The sequence below is a fragment of the Bacillus sp. BR3(2024) genome (assembly GCF_039134555.1).
In the GTDB taxonomy this organism is placed as follows: domain Bacteria; phylum Bacillota; class Bacilli; order Bacillales; family Bacillaceae_G; genus Bacillus_A; species Bacillus_A cereus.
Window position 1 is genome coordinate 3,030,307 of the sequence record NZ_CP152433.1, and the last position, 26,279, is coordinate 3,056,585.

Consider the following 26,279-nt stretch of genomic DNA (forward strand, 5'->3'; position numbering starts at 1 on the left):
TATTTTCTGTTTATGAGGGAGGGATCATTTTTTAGCAGAGGTAGCTTACAGAAGAAATAGGGTAGTTTAATTAGATGAATAGCAATTACAGGTATTTTGGAATTTCTATACCTAGTTTATGGCTAAGTGACCAACTAAAGAAATTCACGCTAACTTTGTATCTATATGTTGAATACACGCATTTATATCAAGAACCCTGAACCAGAATACTTCAACAATGGTACATTAAAAAAGCAAACAGAATACATCCAGCTTGATATGACACAAATGATGTCTGATCTAATCCCTGGTGAAACGATAGAAATCCCCGAGGCATACATTGGCCAAAATCAGAAACTTCCAGCACGTGTTATTATCCATCGTTTAACCGATGATCAAACGCAAACACGTCTGAAAAACCAGGCTATACGTGAAAAGAAGAAAGGCATTATCATGAAGGATAAAAGTAAACGTTTAATGGGCATGAATGTATATATCACGAACACGTCGCTAGAAGAAGTACCGACGAACTACGTGCATTCATTATATTCACTTCGTTGGCAAATTGAAATTTTGTTTAAAACGTGGAAGTCATTCTTTGGAATTGATGAATGTAACAATATAAAAAGAGAACGCCTAGAGTGCCATTTATATGGACAGCTCATCGGCATTCTCCTCTGTTCTTCTACGATATTTCAAATGCGACAGTTTCTACTTGAAAAGAAAAAACAGGAGCTGAGTGAATACAAAGCGATTTATATGATTAAAGATTACTTTCCTTTACTGTTTCAAGCGATAGCCGTTGGCACAGAAAAACTTTTAAAAATTCTGCATCCCCTTTATCAGCTGCTCAAAAAAACGGTCGTAAATGTCATAGGTATAAGAAGATGACGGTCTTTGATATTCTAGGGATTGTGTATAAAACGACGGTGAAGCAAAGACAAGCTGCCTAGCGAAAAAATTACGTTTTAATAGGCTTCTTTAGCATGCCTAATTTTTTATCACTTGCTAGTTTTGAAACAAAGGTCATTTCGTATCTAGTAATTTACTTGGTTAGCTTGATGGGTATGAGGTCGTACCCCAAAAAGAGTAGAAATTTAATCTCTCTACGCTGTTAAAATTATTCAACTCCAAAAAAACTGTACATCTTCTAGAGATACTAATTTTCTAGTTTGGATGTTTTTATAGTGCTTGAGAGTGATATTATTCAAGTTTTTTCATTGATAATGCATAAATACAAACAAAACCAGTAATACATCTTTTCTGTGCCGTACTGGTTTTGTTTAGATCATCTTAAATTGTAGCTAGTTCACCGAGATTGCAAATACCGATTTCGGTGCCCCAGCGAATACGATTGTTCCGTTCTTCGGCAGTTTCGCCTTGTTATTGCCACTCACGATGCTAAAGTTGACACAAACTCCCTTCTCATCATACACCGCAAACGAACCCTTTGGTGGCAACGTCACGGTCATTCTTTTCTCTGCTGCCGCTTGCGGAATTGTAAACCATTTCGCATGTCCATTTGCTCCCAGCGTAACTTGGGATGATTGGCCTATATCAATTGGTTTTACATTTGATTCACTTACGTATAACAACCCAGCCATCTTCATATATTCATTTCCACCTTCTGTATAGAAGTGTGTTTCCGTTGTATCACGGCCATTCATTACGGGAATTTGGAGCTGATGCGTTGCGGTATTCGGACCTGTAATTTTTCTGCCCCCCCAATAACCTGCTGGGCCTTCCTTGCGAGTAATTTGTGTACTAAGAAGTTTCGGTTGAACGAGATATTGAATAGAACTAAATTTCTCGTTTACAAGATAGAACTTGACACCTTCCCTCTTTGCCCATGCAGCAGTGGTTTTCTTCGATAGCACGTTGTCTTCTAGTTTCTCAGCTAAATAGTGGGTCATCACACTTTGCCCTAAACCTGGATGCGATTTATATGCGCTCTCCTTCAAATAAGTTCTTCCATTTTTCTCGGTTACGAAGTTGAGCTTGGAAGTCCCCTTCTCATTAATAAAGCTTCCATCAGTAGTATATACATATTTTTCTTCTGGATTAGATGGTAAGAACAGTTCTCCGTTATTCGTAATTTCAATTTTGAAATGAGTTTCGCTATTGCCATAAAATCCAGCTTTCTTTGCTACGCCTTGAGGCATTTTTACTTTGACCGGCTTACCAAAGGATTTGTTCGGCTTGATTTCCTTAATAGTACCTTTTTCTTTAAGCGTAGCGAGCAGCAATTCAGTTGCCATTAGCTGATTTGTAGAGCTCCGTCCACCAGATGTCAATACAGCCGCTGCTATTTTCTGTTCCGGAAGCACGACTAATATAGCATGTTGCAATGCCGTATCGCCGCCCTTAGCCAAAGCTTTGATCCCATATTCACTGAATGGGTATAGTTTCACACTATCCCAGCCAAGACCATAGTTAAAAATATTCTCGCCAGCCCCCGGCCACATTCCTTTTTTATATTCCTCTTGCTCCATTGCCTTAACTACCTTATCAGAGAGGATTCCTTTTCCCTGTCCCATAAATAGTTGTGAGAATCGCACCATATCTTCTGCCGTGGAAGATATACCTCCCGTACCAATAACATTCACCGATTCAATTGGAAGTTGCCCTTGGTACGCCGGGTAATATAGTCCAGCCCGATTTTCATCCCTCCATTTGTCCTGCGGCGTTTTCGTATGATTCATTTTTAAAGGCCCTGTAAAGTTTTGATGTAGAAATTCAGTAAAGCTCATACCACTAACTCTTTCCACCAAAATTTCGGCCAGCGTAAAACCATCGTTACAGTATACCGAGAAAGCACCAGGGTCCGCCTTCAAGTTTTGATTTGACAATTGCTGTAACAAGGTATCATGGGCATAGGTATCATTATCGTTAAATAAAAATGCATTACCTAACGTAGAACCTTGCAATCCAGAGGAGTGATTCAATAACATACGCGGTGTAATACGTTTGTATCGACCGTCCTTCATCTTAAAATCAGGAACATAGCGGACAACAGGAGCATCCAAATCGACTTTTCCTTCATCGACCAATTTCATTACAGCCGTTGTTGCATACATTTTACTAACTGAACCAATCCCGTATAAAGTATCTTTGGTTAGCGGCTTTTCCCCTTCCATATCGTTCTTGCCAGCCTGACCAGACAAAATAAGTTTTCCATTATCAATTAGTGCATACTGCACGCTAGCTGCCCCATGGGACTTCGTAAGTAGCTCCGCTTTCTCTGCTGCAATCGTCTTCATTTCCTGACTAGCTACTTCTTCACCAGTTACAACAGTAGTCTTACTTTCAGAAAATGCTTTCGCTCCTGTTGGTAGAATCATAGTTACCGCTAATGCAGTAGCTAACACACCAGTTAGCTTATTTTTCATCACGGAATTACCTCCTTAAATAATTGATCGTTTTCATCATTCCTTTGTTTAACTATGAAACTATGATAAATTTTACCCGTTTTTACTTTTAGACTACTTGCTAAATTCAGCAAGTAAAATATTTTTAAAAGGATCAGGAGTATCAGCTTTAAGGCTGTTCAAATTGACTGCCAATGTATGCTTGCCTCCAAGTGTGCCTCCAGCAAAAGTTAAAAAGCCAGGAATGGTTCCTCCATGCCCCCATATCGATTCACCGTTTGAAAGCTTCATTTTGAAAATTCCAAGCCCGGAATCACCAAGCTCATCTACTCCTGTAGGGACTGTTGTAAGCATTTGCTTTAGTTGCTGTTCTTTCAATAACTTGCCCCCAAGTAAATAAGAAAAGAATTTGTTTAAATCATCAGCTGTAGAAATCATATCTCCGGCCGAGCTCCCCATACTTGGGTTATAATAAGTAACATCTTTTGGCTCACTTGCTCCGTCTAATTGGATATATCCATGGGCATGCTTGGTTCCTGGAATGACGCTTGAATTTCCAGGTAAGAATGTATTCGCTAATTCAAGTGGTTCAATAATTCGATTTTCAATCTCTTCCGCATAGCTGTTCCCAGTTACTTTTTCAATAAGAATTCCTAGTAATACATATCCTGTATTTGAATACGACCAGCTCTTTCCTGGAGCAAAATCTGGAGGCATGGATATTCCCATCTTTACTAATCCTTCAGCAGTATAAGATTTTTTTGTATCCATCATATTAAAATCCTTTGACCTTGTGTAATTAGCGATACCACTTGTGTGATTCAATAATTGCCGGATAGTAATCTGTTTATCATCATATCCATTTCCTTGAATGACACCAGGTATCCATTTTTCAATAGAATCGTCTAGATTCAAGCGGTTTTCTCCTGCTAATTGAAGTATAACTGTTGCAGTGAACGTCTTTGTCACGCTGCCAATTCGAAAACGAAAATCTCTTTTCATTGGTTTCTTAGTACTCAGATCAGCTACACCAGCCGCATAACTCCATGTTTTTCCACTCTCAGAAGTTTTAGCAAGTATCCCTGGATATCCTAGTTTCAATGTATCCCGCATTGCCTCTTTGACGGAATTATGATCTCTTTGGGTGCTTGTTTGTAACGAACTAGATACATTTTGAATGGACTCCGCTTTTACACTTGAGGTTGGAGTTGTATAAAACAGGGAACCTCCAGTTATTAAAAGGGCTAAACCTGTACATGTAATTTGGCGATGCTTTTTCATCAAAATATTCCTCTCCCCTATTCATATTGTATAAATGGTTATTTGCTGTTTGGAACTAATCACACAGCTTTCTTCTTACCCCACTGCAAAAGGACGATATTGAATCTGTAATGTCTCTTTTCCTCCAAACAAGTCTTATTAATTGATTTGTTTTTTATAGAAATATATAGTATTTTTCTCCTCTCACTCTTCTTTACATTTTCATCTTACACAAGGAAAATCTCTTTTTTCTTACCTCTTCCTTACAAATTCCTTACGTTCAAAATTACTTTTATAATTGATTATTTTTTATTTTAATAACATTTAGTTGTATTAATTTGATAGGAATTTGACTTCACATAAAAGTTTATTTATTTCAAAAAATGAATTTAAATACAAATTAACTATTTAATATTCAACACCTCACCTATACATGTCCTAACATAAGTTCCTATCATCTATATGTATTATTTATTACAACAGCTTCACGCTAAAAATAAGATATTTCAAAAAAGAGAAATATAGGTATCTCAACAAGAGATTACCAATATAAACAATGTGAAAATGTAAGAACCCCTGTATTACTGCTGATTTCCCTCTAACTAATACAGTTTCAAACATTGGACACAAATACTACATGTAATGTTGAATTTATTACCTATTCAAAATTCTGTTTGTTCATTTTTTCTTAAAATACAAAAATATTTAACTTATAAATATACAAGCTATAATAGGGACGTCTAGGGATAACCTATTAGCACCTTAGAAAATATCAACTTTCTAAAATTGGACAAGATGAAAAAATCACTCAAAGAAAGGTGTGTAATCAAAAAGAAAATTCATTAAAAATTCTTTAGCAGCAAAAGACATCGCATTAGCTATGCCTTAGCAATGTCTACAATGTTGACGAGGTTATTGAAGCGATGTAAAGGGATGGAAGACAGATGTCTTGCGAATTAAAAGCAATAGTTTTAGAGGAATTCTGGACATACTTACAATTTTTTAATCCTTATTCACTTAAATACACCCATCTACAATCAACAGATTTTAAAAGCGTTAACAAACATTAAATTTTAGATTCAATTAGAGAAGAACACACGATTTGAGGAACTTGTAGGAGATTCATTTTCCAGAACGACTTATATTCCTAAGACTTAAGAATAGGATACAAGGAGGATTTATTATATGAATGGGAATACTGCTAAAAAAATAGAATTGCAATCTGAAAATACTGTGATTACAAACGAGAAATATTTGGATCCTAAAAAGTGGCATAAGCAAGATACTACGTGGGCATTGAGCCTTTTTGGGACAGCAATTGGAGCAGGAGTACTCTTTTTACCAATTAATGCAGGTTCAGGTGGTTTATTATCATTATTACTCATTACATTACTTGCCTATCCAGTTATGTATTACTCACATAGGGCGCTTGCTAAAATGATATATGCTTCCAATTCTGCCGATGAGGGAATTACGGGGACAATAAGAGAGTATTTCGGAAATACAGCGAGTATTATTTTTAACATCGTATACTTCGTCTCAATTTATACAATTGTCTTGATGTATTCAGTTGCACTTACAAATACTGCAAGTAGTTTTATTGTGAATCAATTACATATGAAAGAGCCCTCAAGAGCCATTTTATCGCTTGTCTTAGTACTGGGTCTTATCGCTATACTAAATTTTGGTCAAGATATCACTGTAAAAATTATGAGCTTGCTAGTATACCCTTTCATAGCTTCTCTACTATTTATCGCAATATCTCTAATTCCTCAGTGGAACACATCAATGCTTAGTTTTTCAGATGTCTCTACTGCTTCAACCGGAACAGGTTATTTGGGAACGATATGGATGATACTACCTATCATAGTGTTTTCATTCAACCATTCTCCAATGATTTCGTCTTTTGTGATAAAACAAAGATCTACGTATGGAATAGAAGCAACTGATGCTAAATGTGCTCAAATACAAAAAGTTTGTTATATCATGACGTTCGTTGTTGTTATGTTCTTCGTTTGGAGCAGCGCACTGAGTTTGACTCCAGATGATTTAAAAAGTGGCAAAAGAGCAGAACTTATCAATCCTATCCTATCTCGCTAATGAACTTAATTCGCCAGTAATTACGATTGCAGCTCCTATTATTGCTTTTATGGCTATAACAAAGTCTTTCCTTGGTCATTATATAGGCTCATATGAAGTAATGCGTGACATGATTATCAAATTTGGTAAAACACGTGGAAAAGATATAGAAGAAAAAACAGTTAGGACAGTAATTCTTACTTTTGTCGTATTAACATGCTGGTATGTTGCTTATGCAAATCCAAGTATTCTTGGGCTCATTGACGCTCTAAGCGGTCCATTAGTTGCTGCTATCTTATGTCTATTACCAATGTATGCGATCCGTAAAGTACCGGTATTAGCTAAATATAGAGGTAAAATGAGCAATGTATTTGTTATTATTGTAGGAGTACTTACAATCTTAGCAAGTATTAAATCTTTATTCTAACTTACTAGTTGATTATCGTTATTACAAATCAGAATAACAAATTATCAAAACGAAAAGAAGTTGACGAACAATGTGTATAAACATAAAAAATCTATATATATTAAAAATTTAATTTATTTTTGTCTATATTAATATCCAACAAATTATTATTAACCACTATATTTTCTTTCATAGTATGTCAACGTATAAAAAGACACTTTCTATAGTGTCTTTTTATACGTTATAAGATGAATACACTAACTACATACTTATAATTGGAGAGCTTTTGTGAATATCTTCTGTGAGTTGGTCCTTTTCTTTCCCCGTTCATTTCTTCTTTTGAAAAGGTACCCCTATATGGACTAAATATCATAAAATGTTAATTTTCTTTTGCTTGCCTATATATTCAATCGCCATCCAGCCATTTTTGGGTATGTTCGATGAAACGTTTTGTCGCTGGTAATGCGTGTTTAATTGAAGTAAGCGACAACCCAAGCGATCGTGTAGGTTTGTCTTCCAATTCCACAACCGTAACATTTTCGCATTGTCCTTGTAATGCGAGTTCAGACATGACACTGATTCCAAGCCCGTTCTCCACCATCGCGACAATCGCATGATCATCACCGGTTTCAAATTGGATATCGAGATGAATCCTAGCAGCTTCTAATACTTTCCTAACATCGTAACCACATGAAGAAGCAGGCATAATAAAAGGCTCTTTCTTGAGCTGATCGTACTGAATTATAGATTGTTTACTTAATGAGTGATTTTTAGGAAGGACACATAGCATTCGATCTTTTCTTAGTGGAATAGATTCTAGATGGCCCGCCGATGGTAGTGACATAAAACCTAAGTCAATCACCCCTTGTTGAATCCACGTTTCAATCATTCCATAATCACCTTCCATTAATTTGATTTCAATTCGAGGATATTCCAAGTGAAATCGATGAATGATTGCAGGCAACCAGTGAATAGAAACGCTTGTAAAGGTTCCAATGCGCAAGGTTCCTGCAACTATCCCATTAATCTCTGCAACAGTTTGCTTCAATCGCTCATTATGATTTACTACTTCACGAACATGCGTTAAAACACGCTCACCATTTTCCGTTAATCGAACTCCCGTTTTATTCCGGGATAACAGTTGAAAACCATACTCCAATTCAAGACTTCTAATCGCATGGCTGACACCTGACTGAGTCACGTTCATTGCTTCGGCCGCTCTTGATAAGTTCCCCATTTCAACCGTCTTCAGAAAGATTTCTAACTTAGTCAGACTCATCGATTCTCCTACTTTCTCATGTATGAATTTTGTTCAAGTATATCATTACATATATTCGTTTTACTAATACTTGAATCACAATTAAACTAAGTACATAAAAATTTTAAAGGAGAACTAAAAATGAAACCAATAAAGGCTAATCTTATGATCTTACTTGTTACAATGACCTGGGGTACTTCCTACCTTTTTATGAAAATCGGATTGGAAACTGTCCCTTCATTTTCTCTTGTTGCATTACGCTTTGGTATTGCTTTTTTGGTTTGTGCTGCTGTTTTTTTTAAACAATTTCGTTCAATTCATTTTGTCACCTTAAAATACGGCTTTATTCTAGGATTTTTACTTTTCGTTGTATCTGCTTCAGTCATCTTAGGTTTAAAAACGACATCAGCTTCAAATGCTGGTTTTCTAGCCAGTTTGACCGTAATCTTTATCCCTTTATTATCTATCGTTCTGTTTAAGGATCGACTGAGCTACAGACTAATCATTAGTTCCCTTGTAGCAATGACTGGAATTGGTTTACTGACTTTGAATAATCAATTAACACTTAATTCTGGAGATTTACTCTGTATACTCGCTGCTCTCTTTTATGCTTTTCATATTATTGTCACCGGAAGGGCGGCTAAAGTGGCCAATACATTGCAGCTTGGAATTCTTCAGTTGGGATTTGCAGGAGGGTTTGGCGTACTCTCTGCCCTGATTTTCGAAGAGCCGCAACTTCCATCCACTAAAGAAAGTTGGATCGCTGTACTGGTATTAAGTATATTTTGCAGTGCTTTTGCCTACATCCTTCAGGCGATGGCACAGAAATACACAACACCGACACATACAGGACTCATTTTTTCATTAGAACCTGTATTTTCTGCACTATTTGCATACCTGTTCATGAACGAAGTATTGTCACTCAAAGGGTATATTGGAGCATTACTTATTCTAAGCGGTGTTATACTTGCTGAGATAAAAGTAAAACGAAAATCTACATTATTGCTCTAAACCTAATCGTTCTTAACATAACAGAATCAGCAATTACTGTCTCTGGTTTATATATTATTAGGGCTTTATCAACATTGTTTACTAATATTTGGTCAAGAAGTCTTGTAGATCGTTCAAATAAAAAATGTCTCATGATAGCACTAGGTTTATTTTTTATACGAGCCCCCTCACCATCAATTTAAGAATTAAAAAAGAGGGGATTATCCCCCTCCTTTTTACGCTTACTCCAACTTTCGAAATTATTTAATATACCCACGATTCAGTTCCGTTAACTTTTCATTGATGTTAAAAATTTTCACTCTAATATCTTTTACACCAGCTGCTTCAAGTCTGCTCTTGTGCATTTCCGCGTATTTTTCAGCATCTTGTTTTTCTTCAAATACATAAATGCCTCCAGCTTCTTTTGTTTCTTCATTCTCAGTCCATATTTTCCAATGGAATCCTTCTTCTTCGTTAATACTTTTTGCTAAATCCCAAAATCCTTTTTCCATTTCTTCACCAAAAGGACCTTCAAACGGAAAATCAACTTGTAATAAATATGCCATTTTCACTCACTCCTATTTTTAATATAAAATTCTTGCCATTCTTTTACTGATTATGATTCGAATGATAGTAATGTCTAAATCCATATTGCTATTATTATTCAAGCACTAATTGGAGAATCCCCCTATTTGTAACATAATCACAAAACGATAGTAACTTGAACGCATAAAGTGAAAGTTTAATAGTTTTCAGTTATGTTTAAAAAATGTGATACAAACTTATCCCTAAACTAAGGACAAACAAAACAAGTGCAGGTATTGCTTTCTTAAAGGGATCTCTCGCTAATACAATTAGAGTTAATGCGGCTGCAAGCATCGTACCGCCTAATAACAATCCTGCTAATAAAGCTATTGTTGGAATCCAAATTCCTATCAACATTCCAATCGCTCCTACAATCTCAAAAGCTCCAGTTAAGAAATTAAAAAACGAAGGTAAACCAAATCGTTTGAATTCATCTGCCATTTTCCCCGATATAATTTTCGTTCCTGTCATTAAAAAGAACAGAAACAACACTACTTTTACAATATTGATGAAAATTAAAATAGTAATCACACCTTTCTTATTATTTGATAAAAACTCAGTATTGTTCAGGTAGTAGTCACTACCTTTACCCTATTTCCTGAGATTACCCGTATGGAAGTCGCTTCAATTTACATTACCCTTTTCAATATTAAAGGGCTGAAAATTATATGCTATAGCATATATAATACAAAAATTTGACTGGTACTAGGCAAAAAAGTGAACCTGAATCAGATATGATACAAAATAAAGTTATCTTTCCATTCGTCCAAACAAACAAAAATTATATGCTATAGCATATATAATACCTAAAACAAAGTTTGTTCCTTATGAATAGCATAGCATCAATAAGGAACAAATATTAATAGTGTGTATCATACAATTTGTTTAATAACGATTGTAATACTTTAATTTCTTCCTCGCTCAAATTACTCGTAACAAAATGGTGAGCGTCTTTCACTACAGGCAAGATTGTTTTCTTTAATTCGTCACCTTTTTCAGTTAAAAAAAGGTTATGTGAACGCCTATCTTGGTCATTCAAAGCCTTCTTTACAATCCCTTTTCTCTCCATTGACTGTATCATTCTAACAACAGTAGTTTGATCTTTATCAATAGCTTCCGCCAACTCTTTTTGAGTAGTGCTCCTTTGGCTACAAAGAACACTAATGATCCCCCACTGCTCTGGCGTAACTCCATACGGCTTTAATTTCTTCGTAAAATAATTGGTCATTTTCACATCAGTACGATGAACAAGATAGCCTATTAAATCATGTAAGTTCATATATCACCTCTATAAATTAAGATATAAAAGGGTATAGCATACCAGTCAATCATTCACAATGAATGTATTTGTTTCACCATATATATGCTATGGCACATATAATAAAGTAGATTATTTTAATTGTCAAATGATTTACCTATTATTTTTCAAAAACAAAATCGCCTCCTTAGATTATAGAAGGAATGACTAATTTGACGTATCTCTCTGACGATTTCTCCCTTATCATTTTATGATATGCTAATAACATTTGATAAAATATGGTATCTACAAATAGTCAAACACCTTTAAAGATACCTCGTCCAGTTCTTGCTGTTACAAGATAAACAGCATATAATCAGTTAACCACCCACATTAGCAACGAAAACATAAAGAAAAGGCATTCCAAATATGAAACACCTTCTTTCGTTTTATAAAACCATCCACTTAAATCTATTTTACAACTATAACATTCAACACGCTGAAATCTTCTATTTAACGTAATCATTCATTTAACTAAAAAACTTAGTTAATTGCACAATGCTCTTCTCACTTTTCTTGCAAAATTTAGTGGATCATCAACGTCTTCGATATTAACGTAAATCAAATTTGGATCATCACATAACCACTCATTGTGTATAGACGAAACGATTATTCCTTGTTTAATAATTGTCGCCACAAATTCAGTGACTTCTTTTTGTAAGAGTGCTACTCGGCCTAGGCATAATGCCCGTCCAGTTTTATTGTCTCGTGATTCGAATGAAAAGGAAGTTGTTACTCTAAAACGTTTTCCTAAGATTGTTGCTCGTATTTCATCCCTGTTTATTGTTGCCACGCATTTCCCACCGGCGAATCCTTCTTGCCCGCCGATAATTCTTGCAAACTGTTGACAAATTAATTCATCATTAAACGCCATACCTTTAATCATCCCCCCTTTTACTGTTAGGTTATGAATGAATACATAGGTCTGAAACGGTAATGAATCTAATCTATAAAAAAATGATGGCAATCTACCGAGAGCTATTAGCTCAATTATTCTTGATCGTATGAATTGTTATCAGAGTTTAAATGGTGCAGAATTTTCATTTTATGTTTAATGGGCATTGGAGACTGAAAGCAAAACTCAGCTATTATATGGTAAGACATTTTTAAAAAGCATAAAAAAGACACCCTAAGGTGCTATCCTCCGACTTGAGAATCGTATCTATGTATGGAGAAATTTTGAAAAGACAAATACAAAAGAGAAGATTCTAACTATAATTTATAGAACTCTTATGCCATGAATTACTTACATATTTCCTTATTTACCAGAAGAAGAATCTCAGTTACATTATTTTCTGAACAGTCTCGTTAAAGCCATCCCAAGAAATCCAATGCCCATTCCTATTAGCCATCCAGTTTGGGCATTACCTAACATAGATCCCACTCCTCCACCAAGAAACATACAGCCAACGAATACTAATCCTCCAATTCCCCAATTTGGCCGTTCCATAATTCAATCACATCCTTTCAATAAAACATATGCGATTAGCTCCCTCAACTTTCTTCCATAGGATAGTTCATTATTTTGCTTAGGTTTAGCACTTCAGGGCATTCAAAAGATGCGAAGCTTGAGTCATTTATATAGATTGTAGAAGTATGAAGATTTTCCACATTTCAAAATAGTAAAGTATAAACATGAAAAAACTCCAAACAAATTTTGTTCGGAGTTTTTTCAAATACGCGATATTTATTTAATCTTCATTATCAATTACTATTGTACCTGTCCTTGCACTAACTTTTAAAATATTTAACAGATTATCAGGTGTCTTGATTTCCACTTCATATTCAAATTTTGATTGTGCTAAGTTGTCATCTTCTAATTCGAATTCTTTTTTCACATTAATAATTTCTCCATTTGTATGAGCTAAAGAAATTTCACGAACTTGTTTCTCTGTGTAGTTTTCATTCTTTTTTGCATAATTGTAACCCATGCCATAATATCCACTAATAATAGCAATACCACTTACTAAAATAGCAATTATACTTATCATTATTTTCTTTTTATGTTTTAACATTTCCATCCACTCCTTAATGATTAATCCTCTATTCCAAATCTTGCTTCAAGTGCATTTTCTGCTTGTTCTAATTGATCTTCCAGTATATCGTGTTCTCTTTCTTGCGTTTGATATTGTTCAACAGTTATCGTTCCAGCGTGATAATCTGCTTCTAGCTGATTATCAGATAGATCTATCTTGTCATCCAGTTGGTCAATTTCTTTTTTTACTGCTAAGTACGTATTTAGGTTTTCTTCTTTTGCTCCAACTGGTTTCGTGTTATTTGCCTTTTCTACAATAGATGAGACTTCGTTTTTGAAATCTTGTATTTGTTTCTTATCATTTGTAGCAGCTTGTGTTTTGTTTGGTTCTTGTTGTAGTTGAGCGACTTCTTTTTGTAATTTATCATTTTCCACTTTCAGTTGTTGTACTTCTGTATTGTTATCAACTTGAGTAGAACAAGCTGTTAAGAATAAACAGGACATTGCTCCAATCAGCATCCATTTTCCCATTCTGTTTTCCTCCCTTTACATGTGCACCTTATCCTTGCCTTTATATTACTGAACAAACATTAAAGGAAGATTAATGTACAAAAAAATAAAGTGAAGGCTTTTACAGGCAGTTAATCCCTACCTCCCTCGCATTCACCGAATTTTGAGGGAGGAGTCTTACTGCCCGTTAATGCGGGATAAAATGATATAATTAACTAGTTTCTAATCTTTCTTTAATGTTTTGGAATTATAGTGATACATATTAATAAGAAGAAAAGGAGAATGTTAATGCGAGTTCTTATCGTCGAAGATGAACAAGACTTACAAAATATATTGGTGAAACGATTAAATGCAGAACATTATAGTGTCGATGCATGTGGGAATGGAGAAGATGCCCTGGATTATATAAACATGGCTACCTACGATTTGATTGTCCTTGACATTATGATTCCCGGAATAGATGGTTTACACGTATTACAAAGATTACGCGCGGACAATAATGCAACTCCTGTCTTGCTTCTTACAGCTAAAGATACAATTGATGATCGTGTAACAGGACTCGACTTAGGTGCAGATGATTATTTAGTAAAGCCGTTTGCTTTTGATGAACTGTTAGCAAGAATTCGAGTGTTAATGCGAAGAAAAACAGGAAATACATCTAATGTATTTGAAATCGCTGACCTAGTGGTAGATTGCAATATGCATAAAGTAACAAGAGGAGACCAAGTTATCACTCTTTCCAGTAAAGAATTTGCTATTTTAGAATATATGATTCGTAATAAAGAAGTTGTGTTGACACGAGATAAAATTGAGCAACATGTGTGGAATTACGATTATGAAGGTGGCTCGAATATTATTGATGTTTACGTCCGCTATCTTCGCAAAAAAATTGATAGCCAGTTTGAAACGAAGTTAATTCATACAGTACGAGGAACTGGTTACGTATTGCGAGTAGAATCATGAAAAGACTATCAATAAAAATGAGAGTAACTCTGTGGTATACGGGGCTAATTGTAATTATTATGGCACTCGTGTTAGCTTTTATTTTAACTTCTTCAGATAAAGTTTTGCTTTTTAATATGAAAGATCAATTGAAGAACACAGTAAAAGAAAGCATGGAAGATATCGAATATAAGCATGGGCAGTTAAAGATTGACGATGATTTTGAAACCTTAGAAGATGGAGTAAATATAAGCATTTATAGTAAACAAGGTGAGCTGTTGGTAGGACATAGTCCAACAAGCTTTAATAAAAAGATATCGCTTAAATCCGATGAAATACAAACCATTAAAGACGGCAATAAAGAATGGATAGTATATGATTTTCTCCATAATGCAGGCGGCGATGAGCAAGTCTGGGTTCGTGGAATAATGACTATGAACCAATTATCCTCAACGATGAATACGCTTATCGTGGTAACAATCATCTCATTCCCATTACTTATTCTTATTGCGGCATTCGGAGGATATTTTATCACGCAAAGGGCGTTTCGACCTGTGCAACAAATGAGTGATTCCGCCAGTAAAATTGGTGATGGTAAAGACCTTTCGAAGAGAATTAATTTACAAGGTTCACCGAAAGACGAAATGTATCATTTAGCACAAACCTTTGACAAAATGTTTGAGCGATTGGAGACATCATTTGAAAGTGAAAAACAATTTACATCTGACGCATCTCATGAATTAAGAACGCCAACATCTGTTATTATTTCACAATGCGAATACGCTTTATCGCAGAGGAATAACCCGAAAGAAATGGAAGAATCGTTAGAAGTAATTTTAAAGCAATCACGTAAAATGTCCGCTCTAATCTCACAACTCTTATTATTAGCAAGAGCTGACCAAGGAAATCATAATACTTTCCAATTTGAATGTATCAATATGAGTGAATTAACGGAAATCGTTGTAGAAGAACTTTCATTAATGGTTCAAGAAAATTCGATTGAAATAACAACTAATATAGAGGAAGACCTATTTATTAAAGCCGATCAAACATTGATGATGCGTTTATTAATGAATTTACTAACGAATGCGATTGCTTATAGCAAAGCGAGTGGAACTGTGAATATGCAACTATTCCGTGATGAAACCAACATAATAGGTAAAGTCTCCGATAATGGCATCGGCATCAGCGAGCAACATATTACTAAAATATGGGACCGCTTCTATCGAGTTGACGCAGCACGAACATCTTCAAACATCGGAAACACAGGTTTAGGATTGTCGATGGTAAAATGGATTGTCGAACTACATGGAGGAGAAATTACGGTTGAAAGTAAATTAGGAGAAGGCAGTACTTTTACATTTAAACTACCAATTGAAAAAAGAGCATAATTTATACGTATCTGTCGCTTCAGAATAAAGATTGATTCAAAGGCTCTCTACAATCCTTATGTAAAAATAACTGACGCATTTTAAACATCATCGATTTTATCATTTTGGACAACCTATTCTGTTAAATTAATATACATGCGAAAACACTATCAAAATAAAACCCCAGAAATCCAATGGTCTCTGGGGCTTCATTATATATTTAGCTCTTTTTGCTTTTTGTTTTGTTTATGTCTATAGAGCAATTTACGACTTATTAGAGAAATCACTAATAAGGTCAGAATTAATAAGATAAGTTGCATAAATGATAAATCAAAATATTTAGCACCTGTAACGATTAAAAGTGTAGAAATCGTGCCTTTTACAACGAAAAAAATAATAACCCATAATCCGCCTTTTTTCCAGTTCATTTTATATTACCCTTTCCTACGTTTAAATTCTTAAAATATTTAATGATAGTTCGTAAATATGACAACTTAATAGAAATCTATTATATTAACAAAAAATTCATGTCTAATTAAATGCGACGATTCTATATTAAGTGAAAATGATATTCATTGTCAATTTTATTGATTATTTGAATACTTATTCTTAATCTCTTTCTACTTTGTTTCTTATAAGCAATACACTCTTGTATTCAAACAAAAACACCTCCATTGCATTTGCACACTTAGTATGCGAATGCAAGAGGTGTTTTTTCATATACCATCAGATAAGATTTCCTGCTTTGTTTATTTCTTGATACGTAGCTATTTTCTAGTACACGATAACTGGATCATACGTGTTCAAACTATCATATACAGTTTTTGCAACATTAGGAAGAAGGTTCACACATCCACCTGATCCTCCTGTTAAATAAGCATTATTTCCCCAGTCTTTTCGCCAGCCGGCATCGTGGAATCCTTGACCACTATTTGTGAATGGAACCCAGTAATCTACTTTAACCGCATAATCAGCTTTTCCTACTGCGTTACCTCTTAGCGTATATGGTGTTCGTTTATATAGGACGTACCACACACCTGGTGATGTATCTTCACCAGTACTATGTTTACCAGTTACTACATTTGTTGTAACAACTAATTTTCCATCTTTGTAAATCCAAATTTGTTGCTCTGCAATTGAAACTTCCGCATACGTGTCTCCGATGCCATTATTCGCTGTTGTTTTATAACCGATACCTTCCTTCTCCCAACCATTTCCGTGAATGTTAGAAGCAGAAAGCGACTTTTCGCCTTTCTCAAAGGCTTGTTGAACTTGTTTAGTTTCTTTTTCAACATCTAGTGCCCAGCCGTAGCCTTGCCCTTTTACTGATATGACTGAACCAGAATGCGTTTTAAATGAGAAATCTTTATTTAATGTTGATTTGGCATTATTAATTTCAGTAATTTTATTCTTAATGTCGCTCGCGTCAATTGTAACTTTCATATCCTTTGACATAGAAGCATTTTGAATTAAATCTTTTGCTTTTAAAGGATAAACTTCATTCTGCACTTTATACTCAACAGACTGCCCAAGAAGATTCTGTAGTGCTTTCTCCTCTTTTTTGACAATCGGATCGTCTTCTTTAATAGGTTTTATGTATGCAGACTTCAGATGAATTTCGCTTTTATATTTTTGCTTATCGTAATCTTTCAGTAGACTAGTAACGTCATACTGTTTTCCTTCAACACTTTTCGAAATAACAATTTTTCCTTGTTCTAGCTTCGCCATAGCATCTTGAGGCGCTTTTAATTTCTCATTCATAGAGATGAGCTTTTCTTCTACAAGTTTTTTCATCGTTTCACTACGATACTGATCTGCCTTCTCTGGTAGCAATGAATAATTTTCTCCCTTTGAGGAAGGGAAAAATGTCCACTGACTTTTTAATAGTTTCTTAACTTGAGGCAAATCTTTTTCCGTAAGTTCCGTTTTTGTATCTTTTTCATCTAAAATTTGTTGTTGATCAACATAGACTTTGTTTGCTAGTCCAGATGTCTTTAATTTCTGTATTGCCTGATCAGCGCTCAGACCACCAACTTTTGTGTCATTAATTGTAACATTCGAATTGAAGTGAGTTGCCTGATAATAACTCATTCCCCCAATAAGAAGTGCAATTACACCAATACCCGCTGCGATAAACTTCCAATTTGTATAACGTTTTTTTGATCTTACTCGTTTTTGATCAATTTCTTCAACTGATTCATTTGTTGTATTGTTGTTCATCAATCTTTCCCCCGTATGCATTAACGTCAAACGATTTTCAACTAAAATCATAGACTAGTGTACCTTATTTTTCCTAAAATTTCATTATTTCCGACCACATTTTATCGCAATTTAATGATTTAATTTAGATTTTTTAATAGTACGATGCATTGAACAGCCCTTTACAAGTCATAAAGTGAAACTTAAATTAACCGTCACACCAAGAGATTTAGCTTAATATTCTAGGGGGAAATTTTTCTCTTTACGTAAAATACGAATTATATTATCCATTTTTATGAACATCAATCCCTAATTTTGTCAAAAAATAAACGATAGTCCTTCTACATTTTTGATAAAAGGACTATCGTTTTTCAGTTAGAGTATTTGTATAATCGTTTAACTTTTTATTTCCTGAAGGTCAAACGTGATGAAGATGATGAAATTTCATCTCCAAGACTTTAAATGAAAACATTATGTTTTTTTATGGCAACCAAGTTTATTTTCTTAGCTTGATGACGATGGGATATCACAGCATGTCCAGCAGCCTAAGATTAAGTAAGAGTCCGTTCAACTAGATTTTTTCTAATATTTTTAGGAGCATCTTATTTCAGCCTCGTCATATTACACTAATTGAATTTAAAACAAATCCGTATGCTATTTAGTAAAATTTACGATTCGAGACATAATTATTGCAGTAGCCAAGATAATAATAGCGGTTATCAAACCAGATTCTCCAATCCAAATCTCAGTTTGATCTCCTGTACTTGCACGTGCGAAAGGTCCTTGAATAATGGCATTCCAAGTAGTATGAATGATAACCGAAGGCCAAACGCTACCTGTGATAAGTCGTAAATAAGCTGTAATATAACTGAATGGCACAATACAAAAATAGATGCCAAGTACTGAAAGTAGGGCAGATGTTCCTTCTACATATAGACCAGCAATAACAATTGGAACATGCCACGTTGCCCAAATCAATCCGCTAATAAGGATTGGGCGTGAAAACTCTGCATCGATTAGTCTTGTAAGCATATAACCTCGCCAACCCATTTCTTCTCCCATAACTGGAATTAAGTTAAGCAAGCTACCTAATACTCCGCTCAATACTACTATAAAAATGAAACTTAATGGTATCGGTAGATACTGAAATCCAAGTATATTGTAAATAGGTTCTAGCATACCACCTTGCGGGGGCTGAAACTTCGCAATTCCGCTCAACCAGGCGATAGAATAAGTAATTCCACAAATAATCATAGGTATTAGCAGAGCAAAACCAATCCCCTTCCATATCTTTAAGTTACCGAGACTAAAAGATACATCTTTAAACCCTTCTTTCAATATTATACGAGTCAAAATAGAAGAAAATGCCGGAGTAAACATATATACCACAATAAGCGGCATACTTTTAGTAATCATTACTAGTACATTTAGGATAATAGAAGTAATAGTTAAGATACTTAGAAAAAGTTGAAGTCCTATTTTAGCACGATGGATTTTATCTTTATTGTGGAACGATTTTGCGTGTAATAACATTGTAATCCGCCCTTCCCCTTTATTCATTTGTTTATCAAATTTACTTCCTGTCATTTCAACAGCTACAACTTAGAATAAAAATATTTTGACATACAGATCATTCATCTTTAAAATCCCTCCCAAATTCATAATCTAGTCTTACTTGCGATTCAACAATTTAATTATTATTTATAAACTGTCATAGCCGATAGTACAAAAGTGTAATGATTAACCTATGACTTGTGTCAATTAATCTTATGACAATATGTAACTAGAAAATATGATATGGAATAAATAACAATTGAATTAAGGCAATTGATTCGTGCAAGTACATGAATCAATCTTGCTTTTGAAAATAATTCAATTGAGGTGGGCAAAAATGAATAAGAAAAGAATGATTGCAATGGTTAGTACAGCTTTATTAGTCACAGGATGCGCGGAAGTAGGAAACGCTCAAACTGTAGCAGTCGAAAATTCAGGTCAATCAGTCCAAAAAAATATAGTTAAATCAATACAATCACAGGCTAACCCATTAAAAACGATAGAGCCGTCAAAACCATTTGAAGATTTAAAACCACTTAAGAAAATGATTGGGAACGCGCAATATGTAGGATTAGGAGAGAATACTCATGGAAGCTCTGAAATTTTTACTATGAAGTTTCGCCTTGTGAAATATTTGGTTACTGAAATGGGTTTTACGAATTTTGCAATGGAAGAAGATTGGGGAAACGGCTTAAAACTAAATGAATATATCCAAACAGGAAAAGGAAACCCTAGGGAATTTTTAAAATTGTTATATCCTACTGATGAAATTATAGCCATGATTGAGTGGATGAAAGATTATAATGCTGATCCATCCAATAAAAAAAAGATCCAATTTATTGGGCTCGACTTAAAGGCGTTGGACCAAGGTAGCTTTAATAAAGTAATTGATTATGTAAGGCTGCATCGACCAGATTTGCTGGCAGAAGTAGAAGAAAATTATAAAGAATTGTCTTCTTTTACTGGAAGTATACAGGAATATATGAAACTTGCTCCTGAAAGGAAAGAGAAGTTTAAAGCAAACGCTGAGAGAGTAGCCCGATTACTAAAAGATGAGAATGAACAAGCCAACACAGAAATAATTCCATCCGAGTACATCTGGGCGAAAGCAACGGCAAGTGCAATAGAGAAATTTACCACAATGCTACTCCCTAACGACTATCCAAGTATAATAAAACTACATGAACAATACTTGGCCGATCATGCAATGTGGGCACAAGAGACATTTGGTGGTAAAACGATGGTATGGGCACACAATATTCATATAGCTAAAGGAATTATCGATGAGAAATTATACCCTTATGTTGCGGGGCAGTTTTTGAAGGAACGTTTAGACAATAATTATGTCACAATTGGTAGTACAACTACGGAGGGGAATTTTACCTTATACAGCGAATATAATCCTTCCACTGGAGGTAAGATTACAACAGACACTATTCCACAAGATGTAAAAAGTTTCAATTATACTCTCGGAAAAGTGCCATATAAAATGTTTTTATTGGATAACCGTCACCTTAAAGGACAAGCAGAAAAATGGGTTAAAGCAAAAAGACCATTACTAAGTATAGGGGGACAAATCCTCCCGAACAGTTCGGTGTATTTTGATACTTCATTGCTTGAGCAATTTGATATTATTTTTCATATTCGAAAAACAAGTCCATCTCATATTAAATAAAAGTACAAAGCAATCCCGTTCTTGCAGATGTAAGAACGGGATTGCTTTGTGGAGGAGTAATAAAGTGAAACTTTAATCAGCAGGTTTTTGTTCATCCCCCACTGATTATTAGCCTTCACCAATCGTGCGTTTACCGGCAGCCCGCCCCCCACCTAACGCTGAATTTTGAGGTGGGAGTCTTACTGCCCAGTAAATAGCGGGATAAAAGCATCTTTTTTAACCAGAAGTAAGCTGCTCTCCCCTTTTTAACATCATTTAGAACTGTCATATGACACTTTTACACTAGTGAGAATGACAAAAAAAGCAGTATGATTCGGTTATTACACAGATAGGAGCGATGAACTTTATGAAATCAAGATTCATCCATAATGGTTATTTTTTATTGCTAACTTTCGGTACAGGATTGTTTTATTTTTGTTTTTACCTAATAGCTCTGCTATTTAGTTTAACCCTTTCATTTACTGTTGTTGGGATTCCATTAATTATGCGCGTACTACAGACTACCACACCCTTTATCCAATTCGAGCGCATACAGACGAAAATTTATACAGATATTTCAACAGACTCTTACGATAGAAGTATAACAATGGATACATCGAACTGGTCTCAGGTGAAATTAGTGCTAACAGATCGTCGCACTTGGTGTGCTGTCTATTGGCTAATGCAGAAATTTACGATTGGCATTTTCAGTCTCATTAGTGCAATCATTTTTTACGTAATGCCACTTATGTTCCTGTTGGCACCACTACTGTATCGATACATCGATATGAATATTATATTTATACAAATAGATACTTTTGCCAAGTCACTCTTTGTAATGTTTATGGGTATAGTATTTACCGCCATAAGTATTAGAATAGTCGATGGTTTGACAAAGAAAATTGGGGGCTATACACGTAGTATGATTCGGCAACTAAATCAATAGAAGTTTGCAGTCTGTGAGTAGTATCGTAGTTTTAAATTAAAAAGTATAATAAGGCAGGAAGGATTAAATTATTATATAGGAAGTAAAATGGTAGGCTATTTAGGGGGTAAAGGACTTGTTAGATATGGTTAAGTATTGGTTTTGGTATGATTGGATTATGTTAGGGGTACGCCTACTTGCTAGTGTGTCTATCATTCTAGCTACATTAAATTTTCAGGATGGTTTAACATTACCACTTTGGATTATTATTCTTTGGGAAATTATTGCCTTCTCTGTTCCATGGGTAGCCTTACTATTCAATTATAAATATTATTTGTTCACAGAAATACTGCTATATGGTGGACTATGTATATATTTAACCTTATTATTTCCAGAAGCTTACAACACATTTCTTATATCGGTGTTTCTAATTGCTGCGAATAGTAAGCATTTGTCCTATTATTGGACAGCTCCAATAACGGTTTTTATAACAACTGGAATTTTCTATGCGGTTGCGCCAAGTAATAGCTATTGGATTATGGTCACCTATTATGGATTCGCATATGTAATGGGCTTCGCTTTTCATTTATTAATCGTCAATCATAAACAAAATGAATCAATTCGTAAACAAAACGCGGTACTTGAGCAATATATGTCTCAGATTGAACGCATTACACTGGCGGAAGAACGAAACAGACTGTCGAGTGAGCTTCATGATACAGTTGGTCACGCTTATACTTCTATTATTATGGGGATGGAAACGTTGCGCACCGAACTTGCTACTGAAATGGGTATACAGAGGCTAGATTCTCTGCTTGAAATGGGACGTAAAAGCATCGAGGACGTGAGAGGTTACCTACATCAAATGGAGTCTCCTTGTCAATCGCCTTCCTTAATTCAATCTCTCCAAAATCTTGGAGCCGAATTTCAGGAGCACGCTCTGGTTAATGTAAGTTTTCGGGCATACGGAGAGGAATATGAATTGTCTCGGCAAGCGAAGATAGCGTTCATTCGTTGCTTACAAGAGTCCCTTACGAATGCAGTACGTCATGGTCAGGGAACTGAAATTATAGTTTCATTGCAGTTTGAACAACAATATACGAGATTAGAAGTTCAAGATAATGGAAAAGGAAATGTAGAATGGCAAGAAGGCTTCGGTATGAATGCGATGAAAGAACGAGCAATGAATTTGCAAGGTCAATTGTCTGTATATACAAAGCCAGATGAAGGAATGCTTGTTACATGTACCATACCGCGACAAACTGAAATAAAAGATGGACTTATTCGTTTGTTAATTGTAGACGACCAGCCATTTGTTCGGGAAAGTTTGAGGACACTACTCGATAGATATGAAGATTTAAATGTAGTCGGTTTGGCCGAGGATGGCAATGAAGCCATCGATTTGTGTGGGCGCCTTCAACCTCATGTTATACTTATGGATTTAGATATGCAACACATGGATGGAGTCGAAGCAACCAAAAAGATTAAGCAACAATGGCCACATATCCGCATATTGATTTTTACCACTTTTCAGGATACCGAACAGGCGTTGGAATCGCTTCGCAACGGTGCGGATGGTTTTTTACTCAAATCTATTGAAACATTGGAGCTAGCTAATACGATCCGACTTATTCACAAAGGTGGGACACTGATTGATCAGGGAATGTCTCACAAAATATTTGAAAAGTTTGATGCGCAAAAAGAGACACCACAATCAAAAGCAACCGCTTATGAGCTAACAGCTAGGGAGATAGAAATATTGCAACTAGTAGCCAAGGGACTTCGATACACTACCATAGCATCAAGGTTATATTTATCGAATGGTACGGTCAGAAATTATGCTTCCACAGCTTATACAAAGCTAGGAGTCCGCAACAAAGAAGAAGCTGTGCAAAAGGCTCTAGAAATTGGAATTATTGAATAAAAAAACGTTTTTTGTTTCTTTACAGCAAGGTAAAATGTAGTTACAAGGTACAGTAGAAGATAAAGTGAAACTTTAATCAGTGGGGTTTGTTCATCCCCCACTGATTATGAGCCCTCACCAATCGTGCTGCCCGTTAATGCGGGATAAACAACATCATTACATTAATCTTTTTTAGGGAGTACAATTCCTTTAAATAATTGAACAGTAATCCAGTAATACATCGAGTAAATTACTACAAAAATAACAAGTGGTAACCAAATGCGAGAGTACGGATCGATTACAAGAGGGCTAAACATGTTCATACCAACTAATATATGAGTAATCCCTACAATTGCTGGGAATAAGAATATGAAGAATAACTCTTTATAAATCGATTTTGTTAATAACTCTCGGCGAACACCAATTTTATGAAGCATTTGATAACGTGTTACATCTTTTGATGCTCCCGACAGAACTTTAAACATTAAGCAGCTTGCCATCATTGCTAAAAATGCAATTCCAACGAAGAAACCCATAAACATTAGTCCGCTGGCAAAATCATGACTCATAATATATGTTTGATACTTACTACCCAATTCTTCCGCTTTCACATTTTTATATTTTGCTATCTGTAATTCATCAAGTTTTTTCCATTCTTTTATGTATGATCCAAAATCATCTGTTTTCCCCATAAACACAATACTTTCTTTCCCCTTCAATCCATTGTATATGTTATAATCTACAATTTTTATTTCATAATCAGGATATAAATAATTGGGCTGGATCGTTCTGAAAACCTGAATCCATTGTTTTGTGTCTGTCTCTCCTTCAGCCCGTTTTATTGAAAATGCACCAATTGGTATTTCCTCTGAAGCTTTCTCTATTTTCATACCTTGCAAGAAAGGGCGATTTTTCTCTACATCTTCTTTAAGATAATAAACATATCTATCATCAACTTTGTAATGATATTCAAGTTTTTCTTGAAATAAGATACTACCCAAAATTGTCTTTTCTTCCACTGTTGGATTATGAATGACTGAATCGTAAATTTGTATTTGATCTGTAATTTTTAGGATGTTGTTTTTAAATGCCATACCACAAGCAATTCCACCAGCACCAAGAGCCACTAAAATTGCTACTGTTGCAAGCACATTTGTTAGACTATTAATGCGGAAATTTAATTGTGCAAAAGTAAAAGCATTGAGGCCTTTTTCACTACGTTTTTTATTACTCTTTAGCTTGTTAATCATAACTGGAAGAAGTGATCCAAATATAAGGTAAGTACCAACAGTTGCTGAGATTAATCCAACAGCCATTAATCCCAAAACAATTAGCGAATTTGCATATGATATATAAATAAGTGATGCATAACCAATACCCAATAAAAGAATACCAAGGAATGCAACTACAACTGTCATTTTTCCTTTTATGGCAACACGTTCTGTTTGTTCATCAGCATGTACAAGTTGCAGTACAGAAATACGAGATAATTTAATACTATTCATAATTGCAGATAATACAAAGAGTGCAAAGAAGAAGATGCAAGTAATAGCTATAGATGGCAGATAAAATGCTTTATAACCTTCGCCAGCAAACTCGAGTTGTTTCATTAATAGCTGACCGATACCTTCTGCAAGTCCTACACCAATTGTAATTCCAATCAAAAGAGAGGTGGCACCTAATATGATTGTTTCAATGAACATAAGTAAGGTAACTTTATGCTTTTTTGCTCCTAACATCATATACATACCAAATTCTTTTTGACGAAGAGCTGATAAGAAAGAGTTTGCATATAAAATATAGAAAAATGTGATAATCGCTAACAAAACGGAACCAATTTTAAAGACAGCCACAATATCCCTAGTAGAAGAGTTAGATTCAAGGAACGTTTTATTGGATGCTAGCGTTTGAAACATATAAAAAGTTGAAATAGAGACAATAAGACCAACAAGTAAAACAATGTAATCTTGCAACTTACTTTTTAGGCCTGACATAGAAAGCTTAAATAACATGATTGAACTTCCT

Annotated in this window: 20 protein-coding genes and 3 pseudogenes; 9 read left to right on the top strand and 14 right to left on the bottom strand. The window is 35.0% G+C overall.

Going from position 1 to position 26,279, the window contains the following annotated elements:
* Positions 1-168 precede the first annotated feature (168 nt).
* A pseudogene (locus V7S45_RS15605) lies at positions 169-932 on the top strand (transposase); the annotation flags it as partial.
* 351 nt (positions 933-1,283) lie between these two features.
* Here V7S45_RS15605 and V7S45_RS15610 read toward each other — a convergent pair.
* Entirely contained in the window at positions 1,284-3,368 is a 2,085-nt protein-coding gene (locus tag V7S45_RS15610) for a serine hydrolase domain-containing protein (protein ID WP_025688031.1), read from the bottom strand.
* Positions 3,369-3,461: 93 nt separating this feature from the next.
* The gene (locus V7S45_RS15615; RefSeq protein WP_025688029.1) at positions 3,462-4,628 is read right to left on the bottom strand and encodes a serine hydrolase domain-containing protein; all 1,167 of its coding nucleotides are present in this window, start codon (positions 4,626-4,628) and stop codon (positions 3,462-3,464) included.
* Positions 4,629-5,792: 1,164 nt separating this feature from the next.
* Between V7S45_RS15615 and V7S45_RS15620 the strand changes: the two are divergent.
* Positions 5,793-7,113, top strand: a pseudogene (locus V7S45_RS15620) (aromatic amino acid transport family protein).
* A 385-nt stretch (positions 7,114-7,498) separates the two neighbouring features.
* On the opposite strand, the gene V7S45_RS15625 reads toward V7S45_RS15620, so the two are convergent.
* Entirely contained in the window at positions 7,499-8,371 is an 873-nt protein-coding gene (locus tag V7S45_RS15625; RefSeq protein ID WP_025686871.1) for a LysR family transcriptional regulator, read from the bottom strand.
* Between the two features lie 120 nt (positions 8,372-8,491).
* Here V7S45_RS15625 and V7S45_RS15630 point away from each other — a divergent pair, with 120 nt between their 5' ends.
* Both V7S45_RS15630 and V7S45_RS15635 read left to right on the top strand, forming a co-directional pair.
* Positions 8,492-9,361, top strand: a complete 870-nt coding sequence (locus tag V7S45_RS15630; protein ID WP_016124845.1) for a DMT family transporter — start codon at positions 8,492-8,494, stop codon at positions 9,359-9,361.
* Positions 9,343-9,513 (top strand): annotated as a pseudogene (locus V7S45_RS15635) (MFS transporter); the annotation flags it as partial. The gene V7S45_RS15630 and the pseudogene V7S45_RS15635, both read left to right, overlap by 19 nt.
* A gap of 87 nt (positions 9,514-9,600) precedes the next feature.
* On the opposite strand, the gene V7S45_RS15640 reads toward V7S45_RS15635, so the two are convergent.
* From V7S45_RS15640 to V7S45_RS15670, 7 genes are all read right to left on the bottom strand, one after another.
* Complete coding sequence (locus tag V7S45_RS15640; RefSeq protein WP_000323757.1) at positions 9,601-9,906, bottom strand: monooxygenase; 306 nt, start codon at positions 9,904-9,906, stop codon at positions 9,601-9,603.
* Positions 9,907-10,102: 196 nt separating this feature from the next.
* The gene (locus V7S45_RS15645) at positions 10,103-10,453 is read right to left on the bottom strand and encodes a DoxX family protein (protein ID WP_025686870.1); all 351 of its coding nucleotides are present in this window, start codon (positions 10,451-10,453) and stop codon (positions 10,103-10,105) included.
* Positions 10,454-10,784: 331 nt separating this feature from the next.
* Positions 10,785-11,204, bottom strand: a complete 420-nt coding sequence (locus V7S45_RS15650) for a MarR family winged helix-turn-helix transcriptional regulator (RefSeq protein WP_001048563.1) — start codon at positions 11,202-11,204, stop codon at positions 10,785-10,787.
* 505 nt (positions 11,205-11,709) lie between these two features.
* On the bottom strand, positions 11,710-12,108 hold the full coding sequence (locus tag V7S45_RS15655) for a DUF1259 domain-containing protein (protein WP_000589729.1): 399 nt from the start codon (positions 12,106-12,108) through the stop codon (positions 11,710-11,712).
* 402 nt (positions 12,109-12,510) lie between these two features.
* Positions 12,511-12,672, bottom strand: coding sequence for a hypothetical protein (locus V7S45_RS15660; protein WP_000441009.1), 162 nt, complete (start codon positions 12,670-12,672; stop codon positions 12,511-12,513).
* 241 nt (positions 12,673-12,913) lie between these two features.
* Positions 12,914-13,237 carry a PepSY domain-containing protein gene (locus tag V7S45_RS15665; RefSeq protein ID WP_025686869.1) on the bottom strand — a complete coding sequence of 108 codons (324 nt, stop codon included), beginning with the start codon at positions 13,235-13,237 and terminating at the stop codon, positions 12,914-12,916.
* A 20-nt stretch (positions 13,238-13,257) separates the two neighbouring features.
* Positions 13,258-13,728 (bottom strand): hypothetical protein, encoded by a 471-nt coding sequence (locus V7S45_RS15670; protein WP_025686868.1) that lies wholly within the window; start codon positions 13,726-13,728, stop codon positions 13,258-13,260.
* A 267-nt stretch (positions 13,729-13,995) separates the two neighbouring features.
* On the opposite strand from V7S45_RS15670, the gene V7S45_RS15675 reads away from it, so the two are divergent.
* Together V7S45_RS15675 and V7S45_RS15680 are read left to right on the top strand one after the other, a co-directional pair.
* Positions 13,996-14,670 (top strand): response regulator transcription factor, encoded by a 675-nt coding sequence (locus tag V7S45_RS15675; protein WP_001264516.1) that lies wholly within the window; start codon positions 13,996-13,998, stop codon positions 14,668-14,670.
* Positions 14,667-16,040 carry a HAMP domain-containing sensor histidine kinase gene (locus tag V7S45_RS15680; RefSeq protein WP_025686867.1) on the top strand — a complete coding sequence of 458 codons (1,374 nt, stop codon included), beginning with the start codon at positions 14,667-14,669 and terminating at the stop codon, positions 16,038-16,040. The genes V7S45_RS15675 and V7S45_RS15680 overlap by 4 nt, the downstream gene beginning before the upstream one ends.
* Before the next feature lie 191 nt (positions 16,041-16,231).
* Here the strand turns inward: V7S45_RS15680 and V7S45_RS15685 are convergent, their stop codons facing one another.
* The 3 genes from V7S45_RS15685 to V7S45_RS15695 form a co-directional block, all read right to left on the bottom strand.
* A complete protein-coding gene (locus V7S45_RS15685) occupies positions 16,232-16,447 on the bottom strand; it encodes a hypothetical protein (protein WP_001104104.1) in 216 nt (71 codons plus the stop codon).
* A gap of 346 nt (positions 16,448-16,793) precedes the next feature.
* Positions 16,794-18,239: a L,D-transpeptidase family protein gene (locus V7S45_RS15690; RefSeq protein WP_025686866.1), complete on the bottom strand. Its 1,446-nt coding sequence runs from the start codon at positions 18,237-18,239 to the stop codon at positions 16,794-16,796.
* A 633-nt stretch (positions 18,240-18,872) separates the two neighbouring features.
* Positions 18,873-19,751 carry a CPBP family intramembrane glutamic endopeptidase gene (locus V7S45_RS15695; protein WP_002183718.1) on the bottom strand — a complete coding sequence of 293 codons (879 nt, stop codon included), beginning with the start codon at positions 19,749-19,751 and terminating at the stop codon, positions 18,873-18,875.
* Positions 19,752-20,109: 358 nt separating this feature from the next.
* Between V7S45_RS15695 and V7S45_RS15700 the strand changes: the two genes are divergently transcribed.
* The 3 genes from V7S45_RS15700 to V7S45_RS15710 all read left to right on the top strand — a co-directional run bounded on the left by V7S45_RS15700 (position 20,110) and on the right by V7S45_RS15710 (position 24,275).
* A complete protein-coding gene (locus V7S45_RS15700; protein ID WP_001036231.1) occupies positions 20,110-21,447 on the top strand; it encodes an erythromycin esterase family protein in 1,338 nt (445 codons plus the stop codon).
* 346 nt (positions 21,448-21,793) lie between these two features.
* Positions 21,794-22,372 (top strand): sensor domain-containing protein, encoded by a 579-nt coding sequence (locus V7S45_RS15705; RefSeq protein ID WP_000842190.1) that lies wholly within the window; start codon positions 21,794-21,796, stop codon positions 22,370-22,372.
* A 115-nt stretch (positions 22,373-22,487) separates the two neighbouring features.
* Complete coding sequence (locus V7S45_RS15710; protein WP_000886428.1) at positions 22,488-24,275, top strand: hybrid sensor histidine kinase/response regulator transcription factor; 1,788 nt, start codon at positions 22,488-22,490, stop codon at positions 24,273-24,275.
* Between the two features lie 161 nt (positions 24,276-24,436).
* Here V7S45_RS15710 and V7S45_RS15715 read toward each other — a convergent pair whose 3' ends face one another.
* Positions 24,437-26,266 (bottom strand): ABC transporter permease, encoded by a 1,830-nt coding sequence (locus tag V7S45_RS15715; protein ID WP_025686865.1) that lies wholly within the window; start codon positions 26,264-26,266, stop codon positions 24,437-24,439.
* Between the last annotated feature and the right edge of the window lie 13 nt (positions 26,267-26,279).